Here is a 22052-nt window from a genome sequence, read left to right on the forward strand (position 1 = left end):
TCGGTGGTAGGCGTGTTCTGCTTTTATTTTTTAAAGTAATAACGAATATTATGTAAATATAAAGATAGTTTTGTTCATAATCGGTTCAACTAAATTAGTCGAATATTTTAAGGATATAAGAATGTTAGCATTAGTTACAGGTGCCTCTGCGGGCTTTGGTTATAGTATTTCAAAAAAACTGATTGAGTCAGGTTATAAAGTTATTGGCTGTGGAAGACGGGCAGAAAAACTAAAAGAATTACAACAAGAGCTTGGTGAAAAGTTCTATCCTTTAGTATTTGACATGACAGATACCGTAGAAAATATAAATAAGGCACTAGTTGATTTACCAACCGAATTTCAAATCAGTCAAATTGATTTATTGGTAAATAATGCTGGTCTAGCATTAGGGTTGGAGTCAGCCGATAAATCAGATTTAGATGATTGGTACACTATGATTGATACCAATGTTAAGGGGCTTATTACTGTTACCCGATTAATTTTGCCAAGCATGGTAAAGAAAAAGTCTGGCTTAATTATTAATATGGGATCAATTGCAGGTACATACCCATATCCGGGTGGTAACGTTTACGGTGCAACGAAAGCATTCGTGGAGCAATTTAGTTTAAACCTTCGAGCTGATCTATCAGGTACGGGCATTCGAGTAACTAACATTGAACCAGGGCTTTGTGGGGGTACAGAGTTTTCTTTGGTACGTTTTAAAGGTGACCAAGAGAAAGTGAACAGTCTTTATGATAAAAAGAATCCAATCTTGCCTGAAGATATTGCAAATACGGTAGCTTGGGTTGCTTCACAACCTCCGCACATTAATATTAATCGTATTGAAATGATGCCGACCAGCCAGTCTTTTAATCCTTTAAAAGTGGTTGAAATGGAATAATGATTTAAGAAAAGAATATCTTTTTCAAACTTAGATTAGATTATTAAGCCAAGTAAATGGTTCAAGCATGAAAATTAAATCCTCTATATTGATAGGGGATTTTTTTATAGCTATTAATAAAATTATGGCAAAAAAAAGCCCGCTTTAATGCTGCGGGCTTTTTAGTATTTGGCTCTCCCACCTGGGCTCGAACCAGGGACCTGCGGATTAACAGTCCGTCGCTCTACCGACTGAGCTATGGGAGAATCTGCATGCGATTATAAGGAGATTTTGAGAAGGGTCAAGTCTAAATTGCCATGTTTACTTCATTTTTGTGTTGTATGCTTTTTATTTGATCAGTTGGGTGCTGTGTTAAGAAATTACTTGCACTTTAAAAATTCAGTTGCTAGATTCAAGAAAGAACAAGCGTTTGGAGAAATCCAAACAGTGTGGATTTAAACCAACTTGCCAGCACTAAAATGGCTAAATCGGAGATAAGTATGAAAACGCTTACGATCGCTTCTATTTTTTCTAATTTTGATTTTTATCAACAAAATTATCTTAATGTCTTAACTCAATCAGAATCTTATTACACACCTGTAGAAGATGCATGGATTGATGTTTATCCTTTCAAAAAACAGAATTTATATTTAGGTGATTTACTGCAACTTTGGTTTAGTTCTAAATGGAACGTGCATAATTCACTTAAAATTTTAAAAAGCTCGAAATTATTAAATTCCTCTAAATCTCTATATATTTTTCAATTGGAAGGGGAGTTATTGTTGGGTAAAAATAAAGTGTTAGCTTGGTCTACTGAGCATCAAGAAATTATAGAACTTCAACTTAAAAATATTTGGTCGCCTTATGTGATTGCGCAAACTTGTGAACGTCCAAATAATCAAAATTACTCAATAAAAAAGGCAGCAGTTTAAGGCTGCCTTTAATTCTTAGGGACGAATAATCATGCAGGTTGCTGTTGCATAGGCATACAGTTTACCTTCCTCATCAATAATCTTTCCTTCGGAAATACCTAAATTTTTACTTAAATTAATAACTTTTCCTGTCGCAATTAAAGGATGGTTCTTTGGAATGGGGCGGCACATTTTCACGTTAAGGTCGATTGTGCCATAGCCTACACCCGCAGGTAACATCGTATGTACTGCACAACCAGTCACCGAATCTAGAACTGTGGCAGCAAAACCACCATGTACGCCACCTAGTGGATTTAGATGGTTATGATCTGCTTGGGCTTTGAATGTAACAGATCCTTCTGAAATTTCAGAAGGTTGCATAGGTATGGTTTTACTAATACTCGCTGCTGGAATGTGGCCATCTATCATGGCTTGTAAAAATTCAAGGCCAGTCATTTCCATCGGATTTTTCATTTTTTGAGTCCTTTAATTCTTTAGGTTCTAAAATGGAACTTGATATTAGCCTATTATTAAGTCATCGATATGTCAATTCTATAGTTAAAAAATGAACTGATAAGGTGAATCTTCGAAACTTGTCAATCTAATATAATATTCCTTTATTATAAAAATTGAATTAAATGAGTTGCATAATGAATTAGATAGATAAGAGGTTCTTCTTATACACTATAAAAAAATAGCAGGAGCATAGGGATAATGCTTTTAAAAATTGCACTAGCAATGATGGCTTTTGCAGCAAACTCCGTGTTGTGCCGTTTGGCTCTAGCAGGGCATCATATTGACCCAATGAGTTTTAGTCTAGTAAGAGTAGTAAGTGGTGCAGTTGTTTTATTGGGGCTATTTTCATATTCAAAATCACCTCAAGCCAAAGTCCAATGGAGTCTAAAAAACGCATTTTTTCTAGCGATTTATATTTTGGCATTTTCGTGCGCCTATCTTCAAATCGATGCTGGTATTGGTGCTTTACTATTGTTTGGCGTTGTACAGCTGACTATGGTGCTTTACGGTTATTGGCATGGTGAGCAGATTGGTATATACCGTGGTATAGGCTTATGTATTGCTTTAGCCGGAATTATTGTTTTGTTATTACCTGGTGCTCATGCACCTGATTGGGGATACGCACTAATAATGGCGATATCTGGTTTGGCATGGGCTGGATATAGTATTGCTGGTCGTAATATGACGCAGCCTGTCGGCAGTACATTGGCAAACTTTACATTAGCTGTGCCAATCGTTTTGTTGGCAAATGTATTGCTTAATCAAGAGCGGTATATTGATTTGCAGGGTTGGGTATTAGCGATTTTGTCTGGTGGTGTGACTTCAAGTGTAGCTTATGTACTCTGGTATGCAATTTTGAAGCATATTGATCGAATGACGGCCAGTACCGTGCAGTTGAGTGTGCCATGTTTGGCAATTATAGGTGGAAGCTTATTTGTGAATGAAGCTGTAACAGGGCGAGTGATTTTCTCTGGTTTTATGGTTTTGTTTGGAATTTTTCTGGTTATTTATATGGTGCCAAAGAAAAACAAAGCATAGATCACTTAAAAAAGGGTTCCCTAAAGAGAACCCTTTTTATGCAAAATGCAGATTATTTCGCAGCTTTTTCAGCTTCAATAGATGCAATCGCAGCATCTACACCTTCAATTGAGTCAGCAGCTTTTTTGATACGTGCTAACGCATCAACAAGTACTTCGTCAGCTGTAGCATATGAAATGCGCATAAAACCGCCTAAACCAAATGCATCACCAGGTACTACTGCTACGCCAGTTTCTTCTAGTAACCATTCAGAGAACTCTGTGCAAGATTTTAAGCCTTTTGCACGAATAAGAGGGCGAATGTTTGCATAGGCATAGAAAGCGCCATCAGCAGGTAAGCAAGAGATACCTTTGATGTCATTTAAGCCGTTTACAACTAAGTCATGACGGCGTTTAAACGCTTCAATCATTGGCTCTAAAACATCTTGTGGACCATTCAATGCAGCTTCAGCAGCAACTTGCGAAATAGAAGTTGGGTTAGAAGTTGATTGAGATTGGATTTTTTTCATTGCACCAATGATTTTTGCTGGACCGGCTGCATAGCCAATACGCCAACCAGTCATTGCATATGCTTTAGATACACCATTTAAAACAATCGTGCGGTCATATAAATCTGGAGCAACTGTTGCGATGTTGTAGAACTCATCTTCCCAACGAATTGGTTCATACATATCGTCAGATGCAACAAATACTTGTGGATGACGACGTAAAACTTCAGCTAAAGCTTCTAATTCAGCTTTGCTATAAATCATACCAGTCGGGTTAGAAGGGCTGTTTAATACAACTAAGCGAGTGTTAGGTGTAATAGCAGCTTCTAATTGTTCAGGAGTGATTTTGAAACGTTGGTCTTCGCCACATTTCACAATGACTGGAGTACCTTCAGCAATAATGACCATATCTGGATAGCTTACCCAGAAAGGTGCTGGAATGATAACTTCATCGCCTTTGTTTAATAGAGCAAGTGCCAAGTTAAAGAAGCTTTGCTTACCACCACATGAAACCAAAATCTGATTCGCTTGATAATCAAGATTATTATCACGCTTAAATTTAGCAATAATTGCTTTTTTTAACCCAGGAGTACCATCTACAGCCGTATATTTGGTGAAACCATTATTAATCGCTTCAATTGCAGCATCTTTGATGTGTTGCGGGGTATCAAAGTCTGGTTCGCCAGCACCTAAACCAATCACGTTCTTGCCAGCAGCTTTAAGTTCAGCAGCTTTGTTGGTTACAGCAAGTGTAGGGGACGGTTTGATAGCATTGACACGATCAGAAAGACGTACGTCCACGGCAATATTCCTCTTATGGGATTAAAAAATAAAAAGCATACTATCTTATCGCAAAAATTAAGTAATTTGCGGATGTAGGTATTTTTAGATGTAAAAAAGTTTGATTTAAGAAAGATCTTGTCGCTGTTTCATTCAATTGAAGCTTTTTTGGAAAGAAATGATAAAAATCATTTATAATAAGTCGCAATCGAAATTTCGAGAATGAATCATGACTGAGCAACAGCCAAAACAGAAAAAGGCTTTGGTGAAATTGCCATTCCCAATGCCGAATGAAAGCAATCAAGCCGACGATGCGGTACACAACCAAGTACGTCCTAAACCAGAGCAATACGCAGATAGAACGTGGATGCCTCCACGTGGTACGCGTCGTTCTATGGGAAAACGCTAATTTTGAAAAACAGGCAATATGCCTGTTTTTTATTGATTGAGTAAAATTTCCTGATAATAACTTTTTTTCTTTTGGTACATGTGATGGTCCGCTCGCTTTAACATGTCCTCAATTTGTTCATTTGTTTGAGTGGTTGCATGTCCAATTGCAATCCGAACTGGATGACTTGAATAATATTGATTGTCGATATTAAAAAGCTCCTGAATGGTCTGAAGCATAATAAGAACATTTGCTTCATCTGCCCCCGGCATTAAAATCACAAATTCATCGCCACCTATTCTAGAAGCCGTATAGGGCGTATTTAAAATAGCCTGACTTAAAATATTTCCAACGCGACGCAATAAACCATCCCCAATATCATGACCAAACTGATCATTGGTTTCTTTCAATCCGTTCATATCTAAGAAAATTGAAGAAACAGGGCGAATAATGCTTCGGTTTAAACGGTTAAGTTCTTCTGTAAAAAAAGCGCGGTTATATAGTTTGGTCAGGACATCGTGTTGTCCCAAATATTCAAGATAATTTTCCGCTTTTTTCCGCGCGGTAATATCTGTAAGTGCAACTTGTACTAGCCCCCAAGTTTCTTCATAACCGGGAAAAACCGTAAATTGAAGCAAGACATTTCTTATTTGGCCATCTAAAGCGTAGTTAATGGCTTCACGTTTATGATGAATATTACCTTGCCATAATTCGATGAGTTGCTCCCGAAAGGTTTCAATCATTTCTTCCGCAAAAATCTTATGTGTATTTCTTAAGAGGGTAGACTTATCAGGAGCCTTAAATAAATCAAGAGTTGCCTGATTAACATCTAAAATTAGAATATCTTCTACACACTGGCGGACAAATTCAGGATGAACATCTAGAAAAGTTCTAAAATCTTCAATTCCCAATAGCCTAAGTTGATCAATTCTATTCTTTATACGGCTGAAATCTTCGACCCAAAGAGATGTAGGTGAATAGATAAACATGGATTCAGCCAAGCGACGATTTTTTTCTTCTTCACGAAGCGCATTTTGATAAGGTGTAATGTCTTCTGTAGTAATTAGTACACGTTCAAAGGTCGATTCAGAACCGGGTAAAATTGAGCCTCTTAACTGAACATCAATACGTTTGCCCGATAAAGTGTAATTTACAGTCGTACTTGAAAAATGGGTTTTACCATTCCATAGTTCTTCTAATTCATTAATATGGGATTCAAACATCTCTTTTTTAAAAATAAGATTTAAACTCGAATACAGTTCTTCGTGAGTTTTTGCTTCAAAAAGTTCTAATGTTTTTTGATTCACACGAATAATTTTAATTTTATGCGCACATTCAATAATTAAATTTTTATTTTGGCTTAAAAATTCATGGAGGTTTTCAATACCTTGATTTCTCCATAGATCAAATTGTTGTTTAACTTCACTGAAATCCTCAATCCACATTGGAATTGGGCTAAGGTCAAAAATTGAAGAATCTAAAGTTTCCATATGTTTCTTTAAGTATTCAGTTTGCCTTAAAGTATAATGAGAAAAATTAAGATTTGGGAATATAAAGAACTTAAATTTATTAGAATAATTAAAAATAAGAAAATTAAATGTAAGTAAAAATAAAATAATGAGAAAGCAGATATTATCTGCTTAGCTCATAAGTTTATTAGAGAAATTAACGATTAATTGGGTGATCAATATTCTTTTCACCACGCCATAACTTGATAAAGTCTTGCTCGTCAAAATCATAAAGTTCCATGAGTGCAACGACTGCACTCACAAAAATCATAGCGCCCTCAGAGTTTCCATGCAGGTCAAAAATTTTACCGTTGAGCTTACCTAAAATATCGCTAAGCTCATGATCGCGGCCTCGGCCATATCGATCTCGAGGGTAGAGTTCTTCATTTAGAACAATAAGAGCAATCGCTTTTTCAGCAGCGGATAAATCTGTTTTATCTAAGGCTTCTTCGAAAGATTCACTTCCGTGATTAAAGTAAAAAATTACTTCATCATTAATGAAACTTTTTACCATCTTTTGAGTTAATGTTGGAAATTGTGAAACAGCATTATCTTCAACATAAGGTTTAAAAGATTCTGGAAAGATAACGTTGTGATCAATATCTTTAAAAAGTGGTGCAATTTCAGAAACTTTATAACCTGCGATGCCACAACCCAAAGCAGTGACAAAATATTTCATTTTAGGATGATTTTTTGCATATATCTTAAAATCTTCAACATAGTGCTCAATTTGGGAAAGAGGCATTTGTTGAATGTGTTCATTTAAAGTTGGAATTGCAAAGCTTTGACCAGCCCAGCCGCGACCCACACCTTCAACTGCACCGAAGTGTTGACTGGCAACGCGTGCTGCACCGCTACCATGCTGTCCAGCAAGGTTACTACCAAATACAAAAACTGTATCTTCTGGGAGTTCGGTTACAATACTTTCATCATGATATTGATAGGTCATGGTTATGCTTTTTATTTAATGGATAGGTTCATGTTGCAACTGATTATGGTATTGGTCAAGTGTTAAGATGCTTAATCTTTTACATTGAATTTCCAACTCAATTTGCACTTTAAATTAAGATAAAAATCCCCATTAAAAAGGGAGACGTTAAATTCAATTTTTTCATAAAGAGAGATAACTTTGAACGAAAATCAACCTTTTGATTTGGTCACTCATTATCAGCCAGCAGGTGATCAGCCACAGGCAATTGAAAAGCTGGTCAATGGTATCGAGCATGGTTTTCGTAATCAGTTATTGCTAGGGGTAACTGGCTCAGGTAAGACCTATACCATGGCAAATGTGATCGCTCAAACACAGCGCCCTACAATTGTGATGGCCCATAATAAAACTTTGGCTGCCCAACTTTATGGTGAGTTTAAGTCTTTCTTCCCCAATAATGCGGTTGAATATTTTGTAAGTTATTACGATTACTACCAGCCAGAGGCTTACGTTCCATCATCGGATACGTTCATCGAAAAAGATGCAGCCATTAATGATCACATTGATCAGATGCGATTATCTGCAACACGCGCTTTATTAGAACGACGTGATGCAATTATTGTCGCATCGGTATCTGCAATTTATGGTTTGGGTGACCCAAATGCTTATATGCAAATGTTGCTGCATGTGGTCGAGGGTGACCGAGTAAGCCGTGATGAAATCATTCGCCGTTTGGTTGAAATGCAATATACGCGTAATGAACTTGAATTCTTACGTGGTACATATCGAATTCGCGGCGAAATTATTGATATTTTTCCAGCAGAATCTGATCAACATGCAATTCGCATTGAACTATTTGATGATGAGGTCGACTCAATCCGTTGGTTTGACCCGCTAACAGGTAAAATGGTTCGTAAAGTTTCTCGGGTAACGATCTATCCGAAAAGCCACTATGTCACACCAAAAGATCACTTAACACGTGCCATCGATACAATTAAGGATGAATTACAAGATCAACTTAAATTCTTCCGTGAACATGACAAATTGCTCGAAGCACAGCGTATTGAGCAACGGACACGTTACGATCTGGAAATGATGCAACAGTTGGGTTATACCAATGGTATCGAAAATTACTCACGTCATTTGTCTGGACGACCATCTGGTGAAGCTCCGCCGACTTTATTTGACTATATTCCAGAAGATGCTTTGCTGATTATTGATGAATCACACGTTACGGTTCCGCAAATTGGAGCGATGTATAAAGGTGACCGATCGCGTAAAGAAAACTTAGTAAATTATGGCTTCCGTTTACCAAGTGCGCTTGATAACCGTCCAATGAAGTTTGAAGAGTGGGAGCGTATTGTACCGACTACCATTTTTGTAAGTGCAACACCTGCTAAATATGAATTAGAAAAGTCAGACCAGATCGTTGAACAGGTGGTACGTCCAACAGGTCTCATCGACCCTGAAATTGAGATTCGTCCTGTCTTAACCCAAGTGGATGATGTTCTTTCTGAAATTAATATTCGTAAGAGTTTGAATGAAAGGGTATTAATTACGACTTTAACGAAGCGTATGGCAGAAGATCTGACTTCATATTTAAAAGAATATGGCGTTAAGGTGGCTTATCTCCACTCAGATATTGATACGGTTGAACGTGTCAAAATTATTCATGAATTACGTACAGGTGTGTTTGATGTTTTAGTCGGTATCAACCTGTTACGTGAAGGTCTGGATATGCCAGAAGTTTCTTTGGTTGCCATTTTAGATGCAGATAAAGAAGGCTTTTTACGTTCGGAACGTTCTCTTATTCAGACAATCGGTCGTGCTGCGCGTAATGTAAAAGGTAAAGCAATTTTATATGCTGACCGGATTACTGACTCTATGCAAAAAGCAATAGATGAAACTGATCGTCGTAGAGCCAAGCAAATTGAATTTAATGAGTTGCATGGTATTACGCCACGTAGTGCAGTTCGTCAGGCTGTCAAAGAAATTGACTCGGGTGAAGTACTTTCAGATGACGAGATTGATGAAAAAGTACTTGAACAAGCACAAGCATTGAGTGCCGATGAAAGACATATTCTTTCAGATCCTAAATTGTTTAGTAAACATATTACTAAGCTTGAAAAAGATATGTTAAAGGCCTCGAAAGATTTACAGTTTGAACAAGCAGCGCGGATACGTGATGAAATTCTTCGATTAAAAGCGCAGATGTTGCAATAAATGAATACATAACGCTACATAATGTGTTTAAAAAACAAGCTACTGTAGATATTTGAGTTCTTTTGTATTCACAACTAATCGTTGAGGGCAACAATGGCATTTCGAAATAATGTTCCGCAAGCCAGTTGGCGTTTGGCTAAAATTGCGTTAGGCGGTGTCGTTTTGGCTGGTTTAGCTGTTGGAACCTATGTCTATGCTCAGCCGAAACCCTTGCAAACTGTTTATAAAGTTGAACTGGACCGATATTTAGGTGTTTGGTATGAAGTCGCCCGTAAGCCTGCATTTTTCCAAAAAAAATGTGCTTATAACGTATCTGCAACTTACACCTTAAATGAAAATGGAAATGTGGTTGTAGATAATCGCTGCTATGACAATAGAAAACAATTACAGCAATCTATTGGTGAAGCCTTCGTGGTTAACCCGCCATATAACAGCAAATTAAAGGTGAGTTTCTTACCTGAAGCTGTGCGATGGATTCCAGTTATTCGCGGAGATTACTGGATTTTAAAAATAGATGAAGACTATCAAACTGTTTTAGTAGGAGAACCTTCTCGTAAATATCTTTGGGTATTATCAAGAACTCCTCATCCTGAACAAGAAGTGGTGGATGAATATCTAAATTATGCAAAAACATTAGGTTTTGATATTCGCGATATTATCCGTACAGAACATAAAGAATAAATATAAATGTCTGATTAAGAAAAAACCATGTTTTCACATGGTTTTTTCTTTTTTATAGTGGATAAATCAAGTATTGTGGTGAGCTGTTTTTACTAAAGTCTAAGAGGGTGGTGATGTTTAAGGGCGTGAGCTTGTCTGTCATGGCATCTGTCACTTTTGGTGTACTTTATTTTTATACTCAATTGTTAGGCCAGCTTGATAGTGAGCAAACTTTCGGATGGCGGATTATTGCAACAATCCCATTTCTAACTTTGTTTATGTGGTGGAGTGGTGATTTAGCGTATATCAAAAATATCTACCAGCGTATTTTGGCTAAGCCATCTTTATTATTGTTGTTAATCACAACCTCCGTTTTAACTTCAGTCCAACTTTGGCTGTTTTTATGGGGGCCTATGCATGGGCGAGGCCTACAAGTATCTTTAGGATATTTTCTATTGCCGCTTGTTTTAGTATTGGCTGGAAGTGTGCTATATGGCGAAAAAATATCAAAATTTCAATGGGTCGCAATTATTCTTGCTGTCATTGGTGTGGGCCATGAAATCTGGCGTTTAGGAAGTATTGCTTGGGAAACTGCATTGGTGGCGGTTGGCTATTCTGCCTACTTTTTATTACGTAAAAAAATTAAAACAGACAATTTAGGCGGCTTCTGGTGGGACTTAGTCATTATTTTGCCGATTGCGATTTATTTAACCCATACAGGTTTACTTCCTTATAGCAAATTTATAGATCAACCGAGCCTTGCTTTGATCATTATTGGGCTTGGAATTTTAAGTGCTATTGGTTTGGGAAGTTATATTCTGGCAAGTCGCTTTTTACCTTTAGTTGTGTTTGGACTTTTAGGATATTTGGAACCAGTTTTGCTTGCTTTAGCTTCTCTAGTTTTAGGGGAGAGTATTGGCCAAGAAGAATGGTTTACTTATATTCCGATCTGGTGTGCAGTATTTGTACTCGTTTTAGAGGGTGCAGTTCACCTTTATCAACAACGTCAAAAAGCCAAAAATTTGCAGTTAAACATCGCAAAATATCAAAAAAGATTAAAAAATGATGCTCAAGATTAGAGCATCAGAATCTAAAAAGTAAGAAAAAGCAAAAATTTAGCTGCTTTAAACAATAAGATAATAAAAAATAATTATAGGTATTTTATGAATTTATGATGAATTTTAGGAAAATCTAGCCACTAACGTCAGCTTTTGATTCATTCTTGTCGATAATTCCATTACAATTACGGGGTTTAAAAAATCACGCCTAGATATAATTAATTAGAGGACGTATCTGTGAGCAAAGACACTATCATCGCCCTGCATGCTGAACACCAAGGCCGTTGGAAAAACCGTGAAGAAATCGCGGAACGTATGATTGCCGTAATCGGTCAATTATACCGTGAAAAAAATATTGTCGTATCTGTTTACGGTCGCTCTTTAATTAACCGTTCTGTTATTCAAATTTTGAAAACTCACCGTCGTACACGTGTTGTAGATGTTGAGCTTTCTGTTGTAAATACATTTCCAATTTTAGAAGCTTTAGCAAAAGTTGAAAACATTGGTTCTGCAGAAGTTGATATCGGTAAACTTGCAGTTGAATATAAAGAAAAAGGCGGTGATGTTGACGCTTTTGTTGCTCAAGCAGTTGAGTCAATTAAAGGTAGTGCAACTTCTGAACAACCTAAAGATGTAGTTCTTTATGGTTTTGGTCGTATTGGCCGTATCTTGGCTCGTTTAATCATTAGCCAATCAGGTTTAGGTCGTGGCTTAAGCCTTAAAGCAATTGTTGTGCGTAAATCTTCTGATGGCGATTTAGCAAAACGTGCTTCTTTACTTCGTCGTGACTCTATTCATGGTACTTTCGCTGGTACAATTGCTGTTGATGAAGAAAACGAAGCAATCATTGCGAATGGTAACTTCATTAAAGTGATTTATGCATCGAGCCCAAGTGAAGTTGACTATACTGAATACGGTATTCAAAACGCGCTTTTAATCGATAACACTGGTAAATGGCGTGATGCTGAAGGTCTAAGCCAACACTTGAAATGCCCAGGCGTTGCACGTGTTGTATTGACTGCACCAAGTAAAGGCGAAATGAAAAACGTTGTATTTGGTGTAAACAACACAGATATCTTAGATGAAGACAAAATCATCTCTGCTGCAAGTTGTACAACAAATGCAATTACTCCAATTCTTAAAGTATTGGATGACAAATATAAAGTTCTTAACGGTCACGTTGAAACTGTTCACTCATTTACAAATGACCAGAACTTAATTGATAACTACCATAAAGCAGATCGTCGTGGTCGTGCAGCTACATTGAACATGGTTATTACTGAAACTGGTGCTGCTAAAGCTGTTGCTAAAGCATTACCTGCATTGAAAGGTAAGTTAACTGGTAACTCTGTACGTGTTCCTACGCCAAACGTATCTCTTGCTATCTTGAACTTAACGCTTGATAAAGAAGTTGATCGTGAAGAAGTGAACGAATACATTCGTCAAATTTCGATTAACTCTAGCCTTCAAGGTCAAATTGGTTATACCAACTCGACTGAAGTTGTATCGAGTGACTTTATCGGTTCTCGTACTGCTGGTGTATATGACGCTCAAGCAACGATTACTTCTGGTAACCGTTTAACTGCTTATGTTTGGTACGATAACGAAGTTGGTTATAGCTGTCAGGTATTACGTATCGCTGAACAAATGTGCGGCGTAAGCTACAAAAAAATTCCAGCAGAATTGAATGCTTAAGATCATTTAACGATCTATAAAAGATTTTCACAAAAAGACCCAGTTTAGACTGGGTTTTTTTACAACCGTACAAAATATATGCTGACTATTTTTTTTAAATAAATGAGAATACAAATTAAGGAAAAAAAGAAAATAGTAAGGGATAGGAATTGTCGCAGTTTAAACGTTTGTTGGTCGTTTTTATATTCATCATTATTGCCAATTTATGTGGTGTACTCATTGCAATATGGGTGTTTAAGCATTTTAATATTTATATTCCATTGAAGAATCAAGCAGTTGCTATTGACTTGCAAGAACCTCTACAAGTTAAGGTTAAAGTACAAGATGCTTTAAACGTGGATGTAAAAGGGCGGGTAAATGCCAGTATTCCAATTGATGAGAAGCTGAATATTCCATTAACACAAACATTAACTCCACGTGTTTACTTCGATAATATGGTGCCGATTAGCACTACAATTCCTGTCAAAGAAACATTAAAAGTTGAGCAGAATTTACCAATTGATACGAAGGTTCAGGTGAGGGTTTTGGGACGTGATATTACGTTACCATTAAAAGGAACAATTCCATTAAAACTTGATGTTCCAATTGATATTAATGTTCCGCTTGAGCAAAAGGTTCATTTGAAATTTGATGCGCCTGTACGGACGGTATTAAAAGAAAATTTACATATTCCTCTAAAAGCAAGATTGGATACTAATATTCCAATTGAGGGTAATTTGAATGTTCCTGTTAAAACAGCACTAAATGCTTCGGTCGATGTGAAAAACACATTGCCTGTGAAGATTGCAAATGGTGAGTTAAAAATTCCTCTGTCCACTATGCGATTAAATCGGGTAGTGGGTTCAGAAACATCGCAGACAACAACTGATCAATAGGGTGAATAGTAATGTTTCGTTCACTCAAGAGTATGTTGATCAGTTTTTTCTTAATGATGATCCTTGCTGCTGTTATGTTTTGGGTATATCTCAATATTCAAGCTAATTTAGTCGTTTCGGCTCATAATGCCGATATTAGTTTGCCTGACTCTTTAGAAACAAAGATTCAGGTTGGTAATACTTTACAGGTTCAATCTATTGGTAAACTTGATACAACATTAGATATAGACCGCCAACTGACATTACCTTTAAAAGGGAAATATCTGGCAGATTTAAGTTTTGCTGTAGAGACACCAATTACAGTGAGTGTTGACTATTCAACAACTTTAAAAATTGATCAGGTTATGCCTCTTGAAACTACGACAGACCTCGTCTACCAAAGTAAGTTTTTACCAAAATTTCCACTTAAACTAGATATTCCCATCAAGTTAGATGTTCCTTTTAATTTAAAACGTAGCTATACCATTCCAGTTAAAATTGTTTTTGATGGTCCTGTTTATTTTGAATTTGATGAGCCAGTAAATTTATCGGTTAAACATCGGTTTAACCCAAGTCTACAAGTGAATGATCCTATGGAAATGGGGAATGTCTCTTCATTTAATGCGATCATGTATAATTCGGTTCCAAAAACAAAAGCAAATCTTGATATGCAAATGACCTTGCCACTGCGTAATGTCCATCCTTAAAAATTGAATAGTTATTCTGCATTTTATTTTGAGTAAAGCCTGTATTTGTAAATCTAAAATGCTTTTGACGACTTAAAGATAAAAACAGATCGTTATAAATGGGAATTGTCCCATTTTCTATTCGAGAATTTTATGAAAATATGGCAGAATAGGCGGTTTTAGAGTTTTTAGAGGATTGGCAGATGCGCTTTGTTGATGAAGCAGTCATTACCGTAGAGGCTGGCGACGGTGGCAATGGCGTAGCCAGTTTTCGCCGTGAAAAATTTGTACCATTTGGTGGCCCAGATGGTGGTGATGGCGGACGTGGTGGAAGTATCTATATTCAAGCTGATGATGATACAAGTACGCTAGTCGATTACCGTTACACACGTAAGTTCCGTGCTGAGCGCGGAAAGAATGGTGCAGGCGCTAACTGTACCGGACGTGGTGGTGAAGATGTGGTTTTAAAAGTACCCGTTGGTACAACAATTGTTGATACAGATTCAGGCGATATTATTGGCGATTTGGTTGAAGATGGCCAAAGAATTCTGGTTGCAGGTGGTGGTGATGGTGGTTTGGGGAATACCCACTTTAAATCATCAACTAACCGTGCTCCGCGTAAATGTACGACAGGCATCAAAGGTGAATTTCGTGAAATTCGTCTTGAATTAAAAGTATTGGCGGATGTTGGTTTATTGGGTATGCCAAATGCTGGTAAATCAACCTTTATTCGTGCTGTAAGTGCTGCAAAACCAAAAGTAGCAGATTATCCATTTACAACCATGGTTCCAAACTTGGGTGTTGTAGATGCTGACCGTCATCGTTCATTTGTAATGGCCGATATTCCTGGTTTGATTGAAGGTGCAGCGGAAGGGGCTGGTTTGGGAATTCGTTTCCTTAAACATTTGGCACGTACGCGTATCCTTTTACACATTATTGATGTGCAACCAATTGACGGTTCGGATCCTGCGCATAATGCAAAAGCAATTATGAATGAGTTAGCTAAGTTTTCTCCTACTTTGGCTAAACTTCCAATTGTTTTAGTACTAAATAAACTGGATCAGATTGCTGAAGAAAGTCGTGAAGAGTGGTGTCAGCATATTCTAGATGAACTAGAGTGGACTGGGCCTGTCTTTAAGACATCAGGTCTATTAAGTGAAGGTACAAAAGACGTTGTGTATTACCTCATGGATCAGATTGAACAACAACGTGAACGCGAAGTTGAAGATCCTGAATATGCAGCAGAAGTAAGAGCTTTCCGTGAACAACTAGAAGTTGAAACACGTGAACAAACCATTGCGGCAAAAGAAGCATATCGCGCTATGCGTCGAGCACAACGTCTTGAAGGCATGTTGGGCGATGATGATGATTTTGACGATGATGAAGACGACAATGATGTAGAAAGCATCTACGTTCGTGACTAAAAAACCGAGGAAAACATGATAGAAGTGGTCGATGGGCAACGTCAGCTCAGTGAGTGTAAACGAATCGTTGTTAAAATCGGATCATCTTTACTCACAGCCAATGGGCAAGGTTTAGATTTGAATGCTATTTCGCATTGGGCGAAACAGATTGCAGATCTACACGATGCCGGACACGAAATTATTTTAGTGTCTTCTGGAGCTGTGGCTGAAGGTATGGTTCGTATGAAGCTTGCAAGTCGACCCACCGATCTACCCAGTCTACAAGCCTGTGCTGCGATTGGGCAGATGGGTTTAATTCATACTTGGTCTAGTGTGCTTGAAGAACATGGCATTCGTACTGCTCAGGTTTTACTCACCCATGATGATCTAGCGGACCGCCGTCGTTATTTAAACTCATGTGATGCTTTGCAAAACTTGATTGATTGGCGCGTGATTCCGGTTATTAATGAAAATGACACGGTATCTACCGACGAGATTCGCTTTGGTGATAACGATACTTTAGCCGCAATGGTTGCAGGTCAGGTTCATGCAGAATTGTTGATCATTTTAACTGATCAGCAGGGTATGTTTGATTCAGATCCGCGTCACAATCCCGATGCTAAATTACTCTCTACTGTTCGTGCCATGGACGATGTTTTATTCGAAATGGCTGGCGGTGGTGGTGTGCTCGGCAGAGGTGGTATGGTGACTAAGGTTCGTGCCGCACGTTTAGCTGCTAAATCGGGTTGTCCAACGCTCATTGCGAGTGGTGAAAGTGACAATGTCTTGTCACGTGCGATGGCAGGTGAAATGCTAGGTACGTTGTTTACTACAGATAAAGACCGTATGACTGCTCATCAACAATGGCTCGCTGCTCATTTACAAACGGCAGGCCGTCTTGTAATTGATGATGGTGCTGTTGAAGCGATTAAATTAAAACATCGCAGTTTGCTTCCAGTTGGGGTTAAAACTGTTGAAGGACATTTTGATCGGGGCGATGTGGTTGAATGTGTAGATAAACAAGGTAAACGTATTGCAGTAGGTCGAGTGAATTTCAGTTCACGGTCTGCTGAAATTATTAAAGGCTTAGCCTCAGATAAGGTTTATCAAGTGTTAGGTGAAGCTCGTTCACTTGAAATGATTCATCGTGATCATATGGCAATTTATTAAGTTATGTCTAAATAAAAAAAAGCTCGCTTTATGCGAGCTTTTTTTCTGGCGTTAAAATAGGTAGCACACGGTCTTCACCTACCATATAGGGGTGTGTCGCGAGACTGAGCATATCTAGGTCTTCTGAGCTATTACCATACGCATAAACTTGATGGTAATGCTGGAGCGTATATTGCTGATGTATTCTTAATTTCTTTTGTTCACTACTACAATCTGGGGTGGAGTAGTAACCTGTCATCATGCCGTTTTTAATTTGAGTTTCAGTACAAATTAATTCGATATTCAGTAGTTTACAAAGTGGAGCAAGATAAACATCAATTGAAGCTGAAACCAGTACCACTCGATCACCACGTAACTGATGATGTTGTAACTGTGCGAAAAGTTCAGGTGAAAGCGAAGAGACTAACTCTTGTGCATATTCTTCACCTAATCTTTGCAGTTCAATTGCAGGGGTATTTTTGAACATGCTGCGAAATAACTTGGCACGCATAGCATGAGCTGGATAAAAGTTAAGATAGTAGGCTTGAATCCATGGCAGGATTTTCAAACCTTGTTTAACAATATGGCGCTTAGACAAAGCATAAAAGATGAAACCTGTAAAACTATCTTTACTACACAAGGTTCCATCAAAATCGAACAGGGCGAGACTTTTTATAGTCTTATGCGTTTCGCTCGTTGCATACATGATTCATATCGTCCGTTTACGCGGGTTGCATACCAGTTGGTATTATAGTCACGACTTAATTTTGGCCCAGAAATGACCACTTGTGGCATCATTGCATAGATAGGTTCTTTACCTGTCTTTGCTTTATAAAGTTTCGTCAGAGCAATATAGGTTTGAGTACTTTCAAACTTTTTCTCTTTTTCTAATTTAAGATCATCACGAATTTGTCGTGGGGTAACCAATACATTATTTTTTGCAAATACAGTAATCAGTTCTTTTTCTGACTGGCTTTGAGTCGGACGCGGATCACCATCTTTTGTGTAAAGAAGTAGATCACCATCAAGACTGATTTCAGTATCTGTTAGGTCATTTAACATGCTTTGAAAAGCAGCATTACGGCTAGAATACATACCTGAGTTATAGTCTGCAAATCGATAAATGGCTTTATCGTAGTCTGCTGGATAAACCATTAAACGATGAATACCATAATATAAACCGCCATATTCAGTATATAAGTCATCACGAAGTGCAGCGGTATTCATGCTTGAGCGTTTATTGGCTTTCGCATAGTTAATATGAACTTGCATAGAACCCAAGGTGGTAATAGGGTTCATTTTCTCGCCAATATCTTGCCCAACTAATTTGGCAGCACCTGTTAATGCACTCACATGGTAATGCTTAGCCATAAAATCGAAAATTTCTCGGTAAAGTAAGTCGAGGTCTTTCTCAGTTTTAACTTTACGCATTTGACTCATATAGTTGTTATCGGGAGAAGGCTGAGTTCTTAGCACTTCTTCAAAATAACCGGCAATTGTTCCACCAATGGTTTTGCCAAGCTTATCTTCAAACTTTTCATTTAAACGTGTGCTAACTTCTTCAACTGCTTTTTGGCCTAATCCCGGTACTTGAGGGTTGGCAACAAAGTTAGATTCTTGATCTACTACAGCCACAATACTACAGACATTTTTCTTGGTTTTAGGAATATCCAAGTCTTTCATAATGTCGTCAATATCTTTAGCCCATGACTCACGATCATGCACACGCGATGGAATTAACTTTTTAATTTGCTGGCTTTCTAATTCAGGCTCATCATTATTTGACCACCAAGCTTTATCACCACAAGCAGCTAAACTCATGCACACGGCAACCATACCGAATGATTTTAATAAAAAACGGGAAGACAACGGTTTGTTCATGGCGAGGAAAGCACCTGCATAAAAAGATGAGCCGATTAAGCGGATGAAGTATACTATGTTGATCATCAATTGTATGAATATATATGTATATTGGTCCCTATCAACTGTCAAATAATTTAATCGTTGCTCCTATGGCGGGGGTTACTGACCGTCCATTTAGAACGCTCTGCAAGTATTTTGGCGCAGGCCATGCAGTCAGTGAAATGATGACTGCCGATAAGACTTTGCGGATGAGTAAAAAGAGCCTCTACCGTGCAAATTTTGACGGCGAACTCGCTCCAATTTCTGCTCAAATTGCAGGTTCTGATCCTGAGCAATTAGCAGAAGCTGCACGTTATCAAGTGGCAAATGGCGCACAAATTGTTGATATCAATATGGGATGTCCAGCCAAAAAAGTATGTAATAAACTTGCTGGTTCAGCATTATTACAAGATGAAGATTTAGTGGCACGAATTCTTGATGCAGTGGTTACTGCTGTTGATGTTCCTGTGACATTAAAAACCCGTTTGGGCTTTTTAAATGGTCAAGAAAATATTTTAAGAGTCGCAAAAAGAGCAGAAGAAGCGGGAATTGCTGCATTGGCTTTACATGGTCGCACCCGTGAAGACATGTATTTAAATACAGCACGTTATGATTTGATCAAACATGTCAAAGAGTTAATCAATATTCCACTTATTGCGAATGGTGATATTGATAGTCCTGAAAAAGCAAAATATGTGCTCGATTATACAGGGGCTGACGCAATCATGATTGGTCGTGCTGCTCAAGGTCGACCATGGATTTTCCGTGAAATTGCTCATTATTTAAAAACTGGAGAGCACTTAGCTGCACCTAATATTGAAGAGGTGAAGCATGTGCTACTTGGGCATTTATCAGAACTTTATCAATTTTATGGCGAATACTCTGGATGTCGTATTGCCCGTAAACATATTGCTTGGTACACAAAAGGATTACACTCAAGTAACGAATTCCGCCAAAATATGTATAAAGTTGAAAGTACTGCTGAACAAGCATTAGTGGTCGAAAACTATTTTAATCAGCTATTAGCTGAAGGCAATTTGATGAGTGATGTGCAAGTTGAGCAGGTTAACTTACTAGAAACTCATTAAAGAAAAAGCCAGTAAATGTTTACTGGCTTTTTTTAAATTTATTCATCTTCTAGCATTTCTACCACTAGCTGATTAACTAAATCGGCAGCAGCTAATTCACGTATTTGTGAGACATTACTACCCGCCCAAAAAGCACCGAAGCCATAGTCTTTATTCTTACTTGCAATTGTATTGAGTTGCTTGGCTAAATCATAGGTATATGGATATTCGGGTTGAGGAGGGCGATTAGGTAAATCAATTTGTGTGTGCCAATGGTTGAGTAATCCACGGGCCGGACGTCCAGAAAGACTGGCACTAATTTGCGTCACAGACTCATTAAATAAAGCTTTACGATATTCGACAGATGCATTTGAAGATAAACATTGAACGAAAGCAGTTCCGAGTTGAACAGCTGTAGCTCCTAAACTCAACATATGTCGTGCTTGTGCGCCGTTCATAATACCACCAGCGGCTACCACAGGTCGTTTGCAATATTTGACAATAAGATGTACTAAATCACTCGTTTTAATTGCTGCATCAAAAGTCTTATTAAAGATTCCACGGTGTCCGCCTGCTTCAATCCCTTGAGCAATAATAATATCTATACCAGCTGCTTCAATGGCTTGTGCTTCAACTAAATTGGTAGCAGAAACCATAGTGACAATTCCGGCATCTTTTAATGCCTGAATTTGATGGGGATGGGGAATACCAAAATGAAAACTGACAGCTTTTGGTTTCGTATCTAATACGACATTTAGAAAATCATCGTTATCAAGAAAACTTGGATAAATACAGTTTAAGTTTTGAGGAGGCTGTTCTCCGAACTTTTCAAACTGTGGCCGTAAATATTCAATCCATTGTGCTGAGGTTTGAGGATTAAGTTGTTCGGGTTGATGGCAGAAAAAATTAACCTGAAATGGTTTTTCTGTAAGTGTTTGAGTTTTTAAAATCTGTTCTCGAGCACTTTGCGCCGTATTTGCTCCGAGCCCTAATGACCCAAGTCCCCCTTGATTAGAAACTTCTGCGGCAAGTTCAGGCGTAGATACACCCGCCATAGGGGCAAGAAAAATCGGATGTTTAATTTCAAGTTGTTGTAACAGGGTCATTTTATTCACCTCATTTCTTTCTCATCACCATAACGTGAAATCAGAACCAAGAGCAAATAATATTGGGCATTTAGTTTTTAAATATTTATTTCTTAAATATTTAAAAGTTCTGGTTTTTTAAAGTGGAGTAACATGAAACAAAGATCCGATCCAGCTTGAAAAAGCCATCGCTAAAATTCCCCACAAGGTAATGCGTAAACTTCCTTTCAGCTTAGAAGTACCTGCAAAATGACTTGATAGCGCCCCTAAAATCGCTAATGAAAGAATTCCTGTAGCTAGGACTGCACGCATAATCCATTGATTCGGGCTCAATAATATAGCGAGCATAGGGAAAAAAGCCCCAAAAGAAAATGATGCAGCAGATGATAATGCGGCTTGTACAGGATTAGCTGCGGTATTTTCATGGATACCGATTTCATCTCGAGCATGGGCCCCTAAAGCATCATGGGTTGTTAACTGCAAAGCAACCTCTTGAGCCAATTCTTTAGACAGGCCTCTAGAAATATAAATTTGGGTGAGCTCATCTAATTCTTTTTGAGGGTGCTTCGAGAGTTCTTTTGCTTCAATCGCTAGATCTGCTTTTTCAATATCTTCTTGAGATTTTACAGAGATATATTCTCCTGCAGCCATTGATGTAGCACCAGAAATTAGTCCGGCAATACATGTAATTAATAGGGTGTGTGAATTGGCTCCACTTGCTGCCATACCCATAATTAAGCTAGTGACGGAAATAATCCCATCATTGGCTCCTAATACTGAAGCTCTTAACCAACCTGAACGGTGAATTGCATGATGCTCTGTATGATGTGGAAAAGCCATGTGTTTTGCCTTATA

22 protein-coding genes and 1 tRNA gene are annotated in these 22052 nt (G+C 38.0%); 14 read left to right on the forward strand and 9 right to left on the reverse strand.

The window, feature by feature from the left end; all coding sequences use genetic code 11:
• The first annotated feature begins 121 nt into the window (after positions 1–121).
• Positions 122–880, forward strand: coding sequence for an SDR family NAD(P)-dependent oxidoreductase (locus tag ACS604_RS12035; RefSeq protein ID WP_312821080.1), 759 nt, complete (start codon positions 122–124; stop codon positions 878–880).
• 169 nt (positions 881–1049) lie between these two features.
• Here ACS604_RS12035 and ACS604_RS12040 read toward each other — a convergent pair.
• Positions 1050–1125: transfer RNA gene (locus ACS604_RS12040), tRNA-Asn, on the reverse strand.
• Positions 1126–1171: 46 nt separating this feature from the next.
• Here ACS604_RS12040 and ACS604_RS12045 point away from each other — a divergent pair.
• The gene (locus ACS604_RS12045) at positions 1172–1318 is read left to right on the forward strand and encodes a hypothetical protein (protein ID WP_296521840.1); all 147 of its coding nucleotides are present in this window, start codon (positions 1172–1174) and stop codon (positions 1316–1318) included.
• Between the two features lie 41 nt (positions 1319–1359).
• Positions 1360–1791: a hypothetical protein gene (locus ACS604_RS12050; protein WP_312821079.1), complete on the forward strand. Its 432-nt coding sequence runs from the start codon at positions 1360–1362 to the stop codon at positions 1789–1791.
• Between the two features lie 15 nt (positions 1792–1806).
• On the opposite strand, the gene ACS604_RS12055 is transcribed toward ACS604_RS12050, so the two are convergent.
• Entirely contained in the window at positions 1807–2244 is a 438-nt protein-coding gene (locus ACS604_RS12055) for a PaaI family thioesterase (protein ID WP_151964171.1), read from the reverse strand.
• A 240-nt stretch (positions 2245–2484) separates the two neighbouring features.
• Between ACS604_RS12055 and ACS604_RS12060 the strand changes: the two genes are divergently transcribed.
• Complete coding sequence (locus tag ACS604_RS12060) at positions 2485–3324, forward strand: DMT family transporter (RefSeq protein ID WP_312821078.1); 840 nt, start codon at positions 2485–2487, stop codon at positions 3322–3324.
• Positions 3325–3376: 52 nt separating this feature from the next.
• On the opposite strand, the gene ACS604_RS12065 is transcribed toward ACS604_RS12060, so the two are convergent.
• Entirely contained in the window at positions 3377–4612 is a 1236-nt protein-coding gene (locus ACS604_RS12065) for a pyridoxal phosphate-dependent aminotransferase (RefSeq protein ID WP_004790755.1), read from the reverse strand.
• Positions 4613–4820: 208 nt separating this feature from the next.
• On the opposite strand from ACS604_RS12065, the gene ACS604_RS12070 reads away from it, so the two are divergent.
• Positions 4821–5000: a hypothetical protein gene (locus ACS604_RS12070; RefSeq protein WP_002118942.1), complete on the forward strand. Its 180-nt coding sequence runs from the start codon at positions 4821–4823 to the stop codon at positions 4998–5000.
• A 29-nt stretch (positions 5001–5029) separates the two neighbouring features.
• On the opposite strand, the gene ACS604_RS12075 is transcribed toward ACS604_RS12070, so the two are convergent.
• Together ACS604_RS12075 and ACS604_RS12080 are read right to left on the reverse strand one after the other, a co-directional pair.
• A complete protein-coding gene (locus ACS604_RS12075) occupies positions 5030–6469 on the reverse strand; it encodes a sensor domain-containing diguanylate cyclase (RefSeq protein WP_174740115.1) in 1440 nt (479 codons plus the stop codon).
• A gap of 175 nt (positions 6470–6644) precedes the next feature.
• On the reverse strand, positions 6645–7436 hold the full coding sequence (locus tag ACS604_RS12080; RefSeq protein ID WP_004790757.1) for an A1S_2505 family phage non-structural protein: 792 nt from the start codon (positions 7434–7436) through the stop codon (positions 6645–6647).
• Between the two features lie 180 nt (positions 7437–7616).
• Here ACS604_RS12080 and uvrB point away from each other — a divergent pair, with 180 nt between their 5' ends.
• The 8 genes from uvrB to proB all read left to right on the forward strand — a co-directional run bounded on the left by uvrB (position 7617) and on the right by proB (position 17164).
• Positions 7617–9638, forward strand: coding sequence for an excinuclease ABC subunit UvrB (gene uvrB, locus ACS604_RS12085; RefSeq protein WP_049837230.1), 2022 nt, complete (start codon positions 7617–7619; stop codon positions 9636–9638).
• Positions 9639–9731: 93 nt separating this feature from the next.
• On the forward strand, positions 9732–10319 hold the full coding sequence (locus ACS604_RS12090) for a lipocalin family protein (protein WP_005307444.1): 588 nt from the start codon (positions 9732–9734) through the stop codon (positions 10317–10319).
• A 110-nt stretch (positions 10320–10429) separates the two neighbouring features.
• Positions 10430–11377, forward strand: coding sequence for an EamA family transporter RarD (rarD, locus tag ACS604_RS12095; protein WP_081399477.1), 948 nt, complete (start codon positions 10430–10432; stop codon positions 11375–11377).
• A 216-nt stretch (positions 11378–11593) separates the two neighbouring features.
• Complete coding sequence (locus tag ACS604_RS12100; RefSeq protein WP_004790760.1) at positions 11594–13051, forward strand: glyceraldehyde-3-phosphate dehydrogenase; 1458 nt, start codon at positions 11594–11596, stop codon at positions 13049–13051.
• Between the two features lie 149 nt (positions 13052–13200).
• The gene (locus ACS604_RS12105; protein ID WP_004790761.1) at positions 13201–13926 is read left to right on the forward strand and encodes a hypothetical protein; all 726 of its coding nucleotides are present in this window, start codon (positions 13201–13203) and stop codon (positions 13924–13926) included.
• An 11-nt stretch (positions 13927–13937) separates the two neighbouring features.
• Positions 13938–14612 carry a hypothetical protein gene (locus tag ACS604_RS12110; protein ID WP_005307432.1) on the forward strand — a complete coding sequence of 225 codons (675 nt, stop codon included), beginning with the start codon at positions 13938–13940 and terminating at the stop codon, positions 14610–14612.
• Between the two features lie 182 nt (positions 14613–14794).
• The gene (gene cgtA, locus ACS604_RS12115) at positions 14795–16015 is read left to right on the forward strand and encodes an Obg family GTPase CgtA (RefSeq protein ID WP_004790763.1); all 1221 of its coding nucleotides are present in this window, start codon (positions 14795–14797) and stop codon (positions 16013–16015) included.
• 15 nt (positions 16016–16030) lie between these two features.
• Positions 16031–17164: a glutamate 5-kinase gene (gene proB, locus ACS604_RS12120; RefSeq protein WP_151826778.1), complete on the forward strand. Its 1134-nt coding sequence runs from the start codon at positions 16031–16033 to the stop codon at positions 17162–17164.
• 28 nt (positions 17165–17192) lie between these two features.
• Here the strand turns inward: proB and ACS604_RS12125 are convergent, their stop codons facing one another.
• Positions 17193–17849 (reverse strand): HAD-IB family hydrolase, encoded by a 657-nt coding sequence (locus ACS604_RS12125; RefSeq protein WP_111854459.1) that lies wholly within the window; start codon positions 17847–17849, stop codon positions 17193–17195.
• Complete coding sequence (locus ACS604_RS12130; protein ID WP_192835355.1) at positions 17816–19024, reverse strand: DUF1615 domain-containing protein; 1209 nt, start codon at positions 19022–19024, stop codon at positions 17816–17818. Before ACS604_RS12130 ends, ACS604_RS12125 begins: the two co-directional genes overlap by 34 nt.
• 83 nt (positions 19025–19107) lie before the next feature.
• Between ACS604_RS12130 and dusB the strand changes: the two genes are divergently transcribed.
• Entirely contained in the window at positions 19108–20133 is a 1026-nt protein-coding gene (gene dusB / locus ACS604_RS12135) for a tRNA dihydrouridine synthase DusB (RefSeq protein WP_312821074.1), read from the forward strand.
• Positions 20134–20171: 38 nt separating this feature from the next.
• On the opposite strand, the gene ACS604_RS12140 is transcribed toward dusB, so the two are convergent.
• Positions 20172–21218, reverse strand: a complete 1047-nt coding sequence (locus tag ACS604_RS12140) for an NAD(P)H-dependent flavin oxidoreductase (RefSeq protein ID WP_474771866.1) — start codon at positions 21216–21218, stop codon at positions 20172–20174.
• Positions 21219–21335: 117 nt separating this feature from the next.
• Positions 21336–22037: a VIT1/CCC1 transporter family protein gene (locus ACS604_RS12145; protein WP_004790769.1), complete on the reverse strand. Its 702-nt coding sequence runs from the start codon at positions 22035–22037 to the stop codon at positions 21336–21338.
• Between the last annotated feature and the right edge of the window lie 15 nt (positions 22038–22052).

This window comes from Acinetobacter sp. Li1LvA2, from assembly GCF_056156705.1.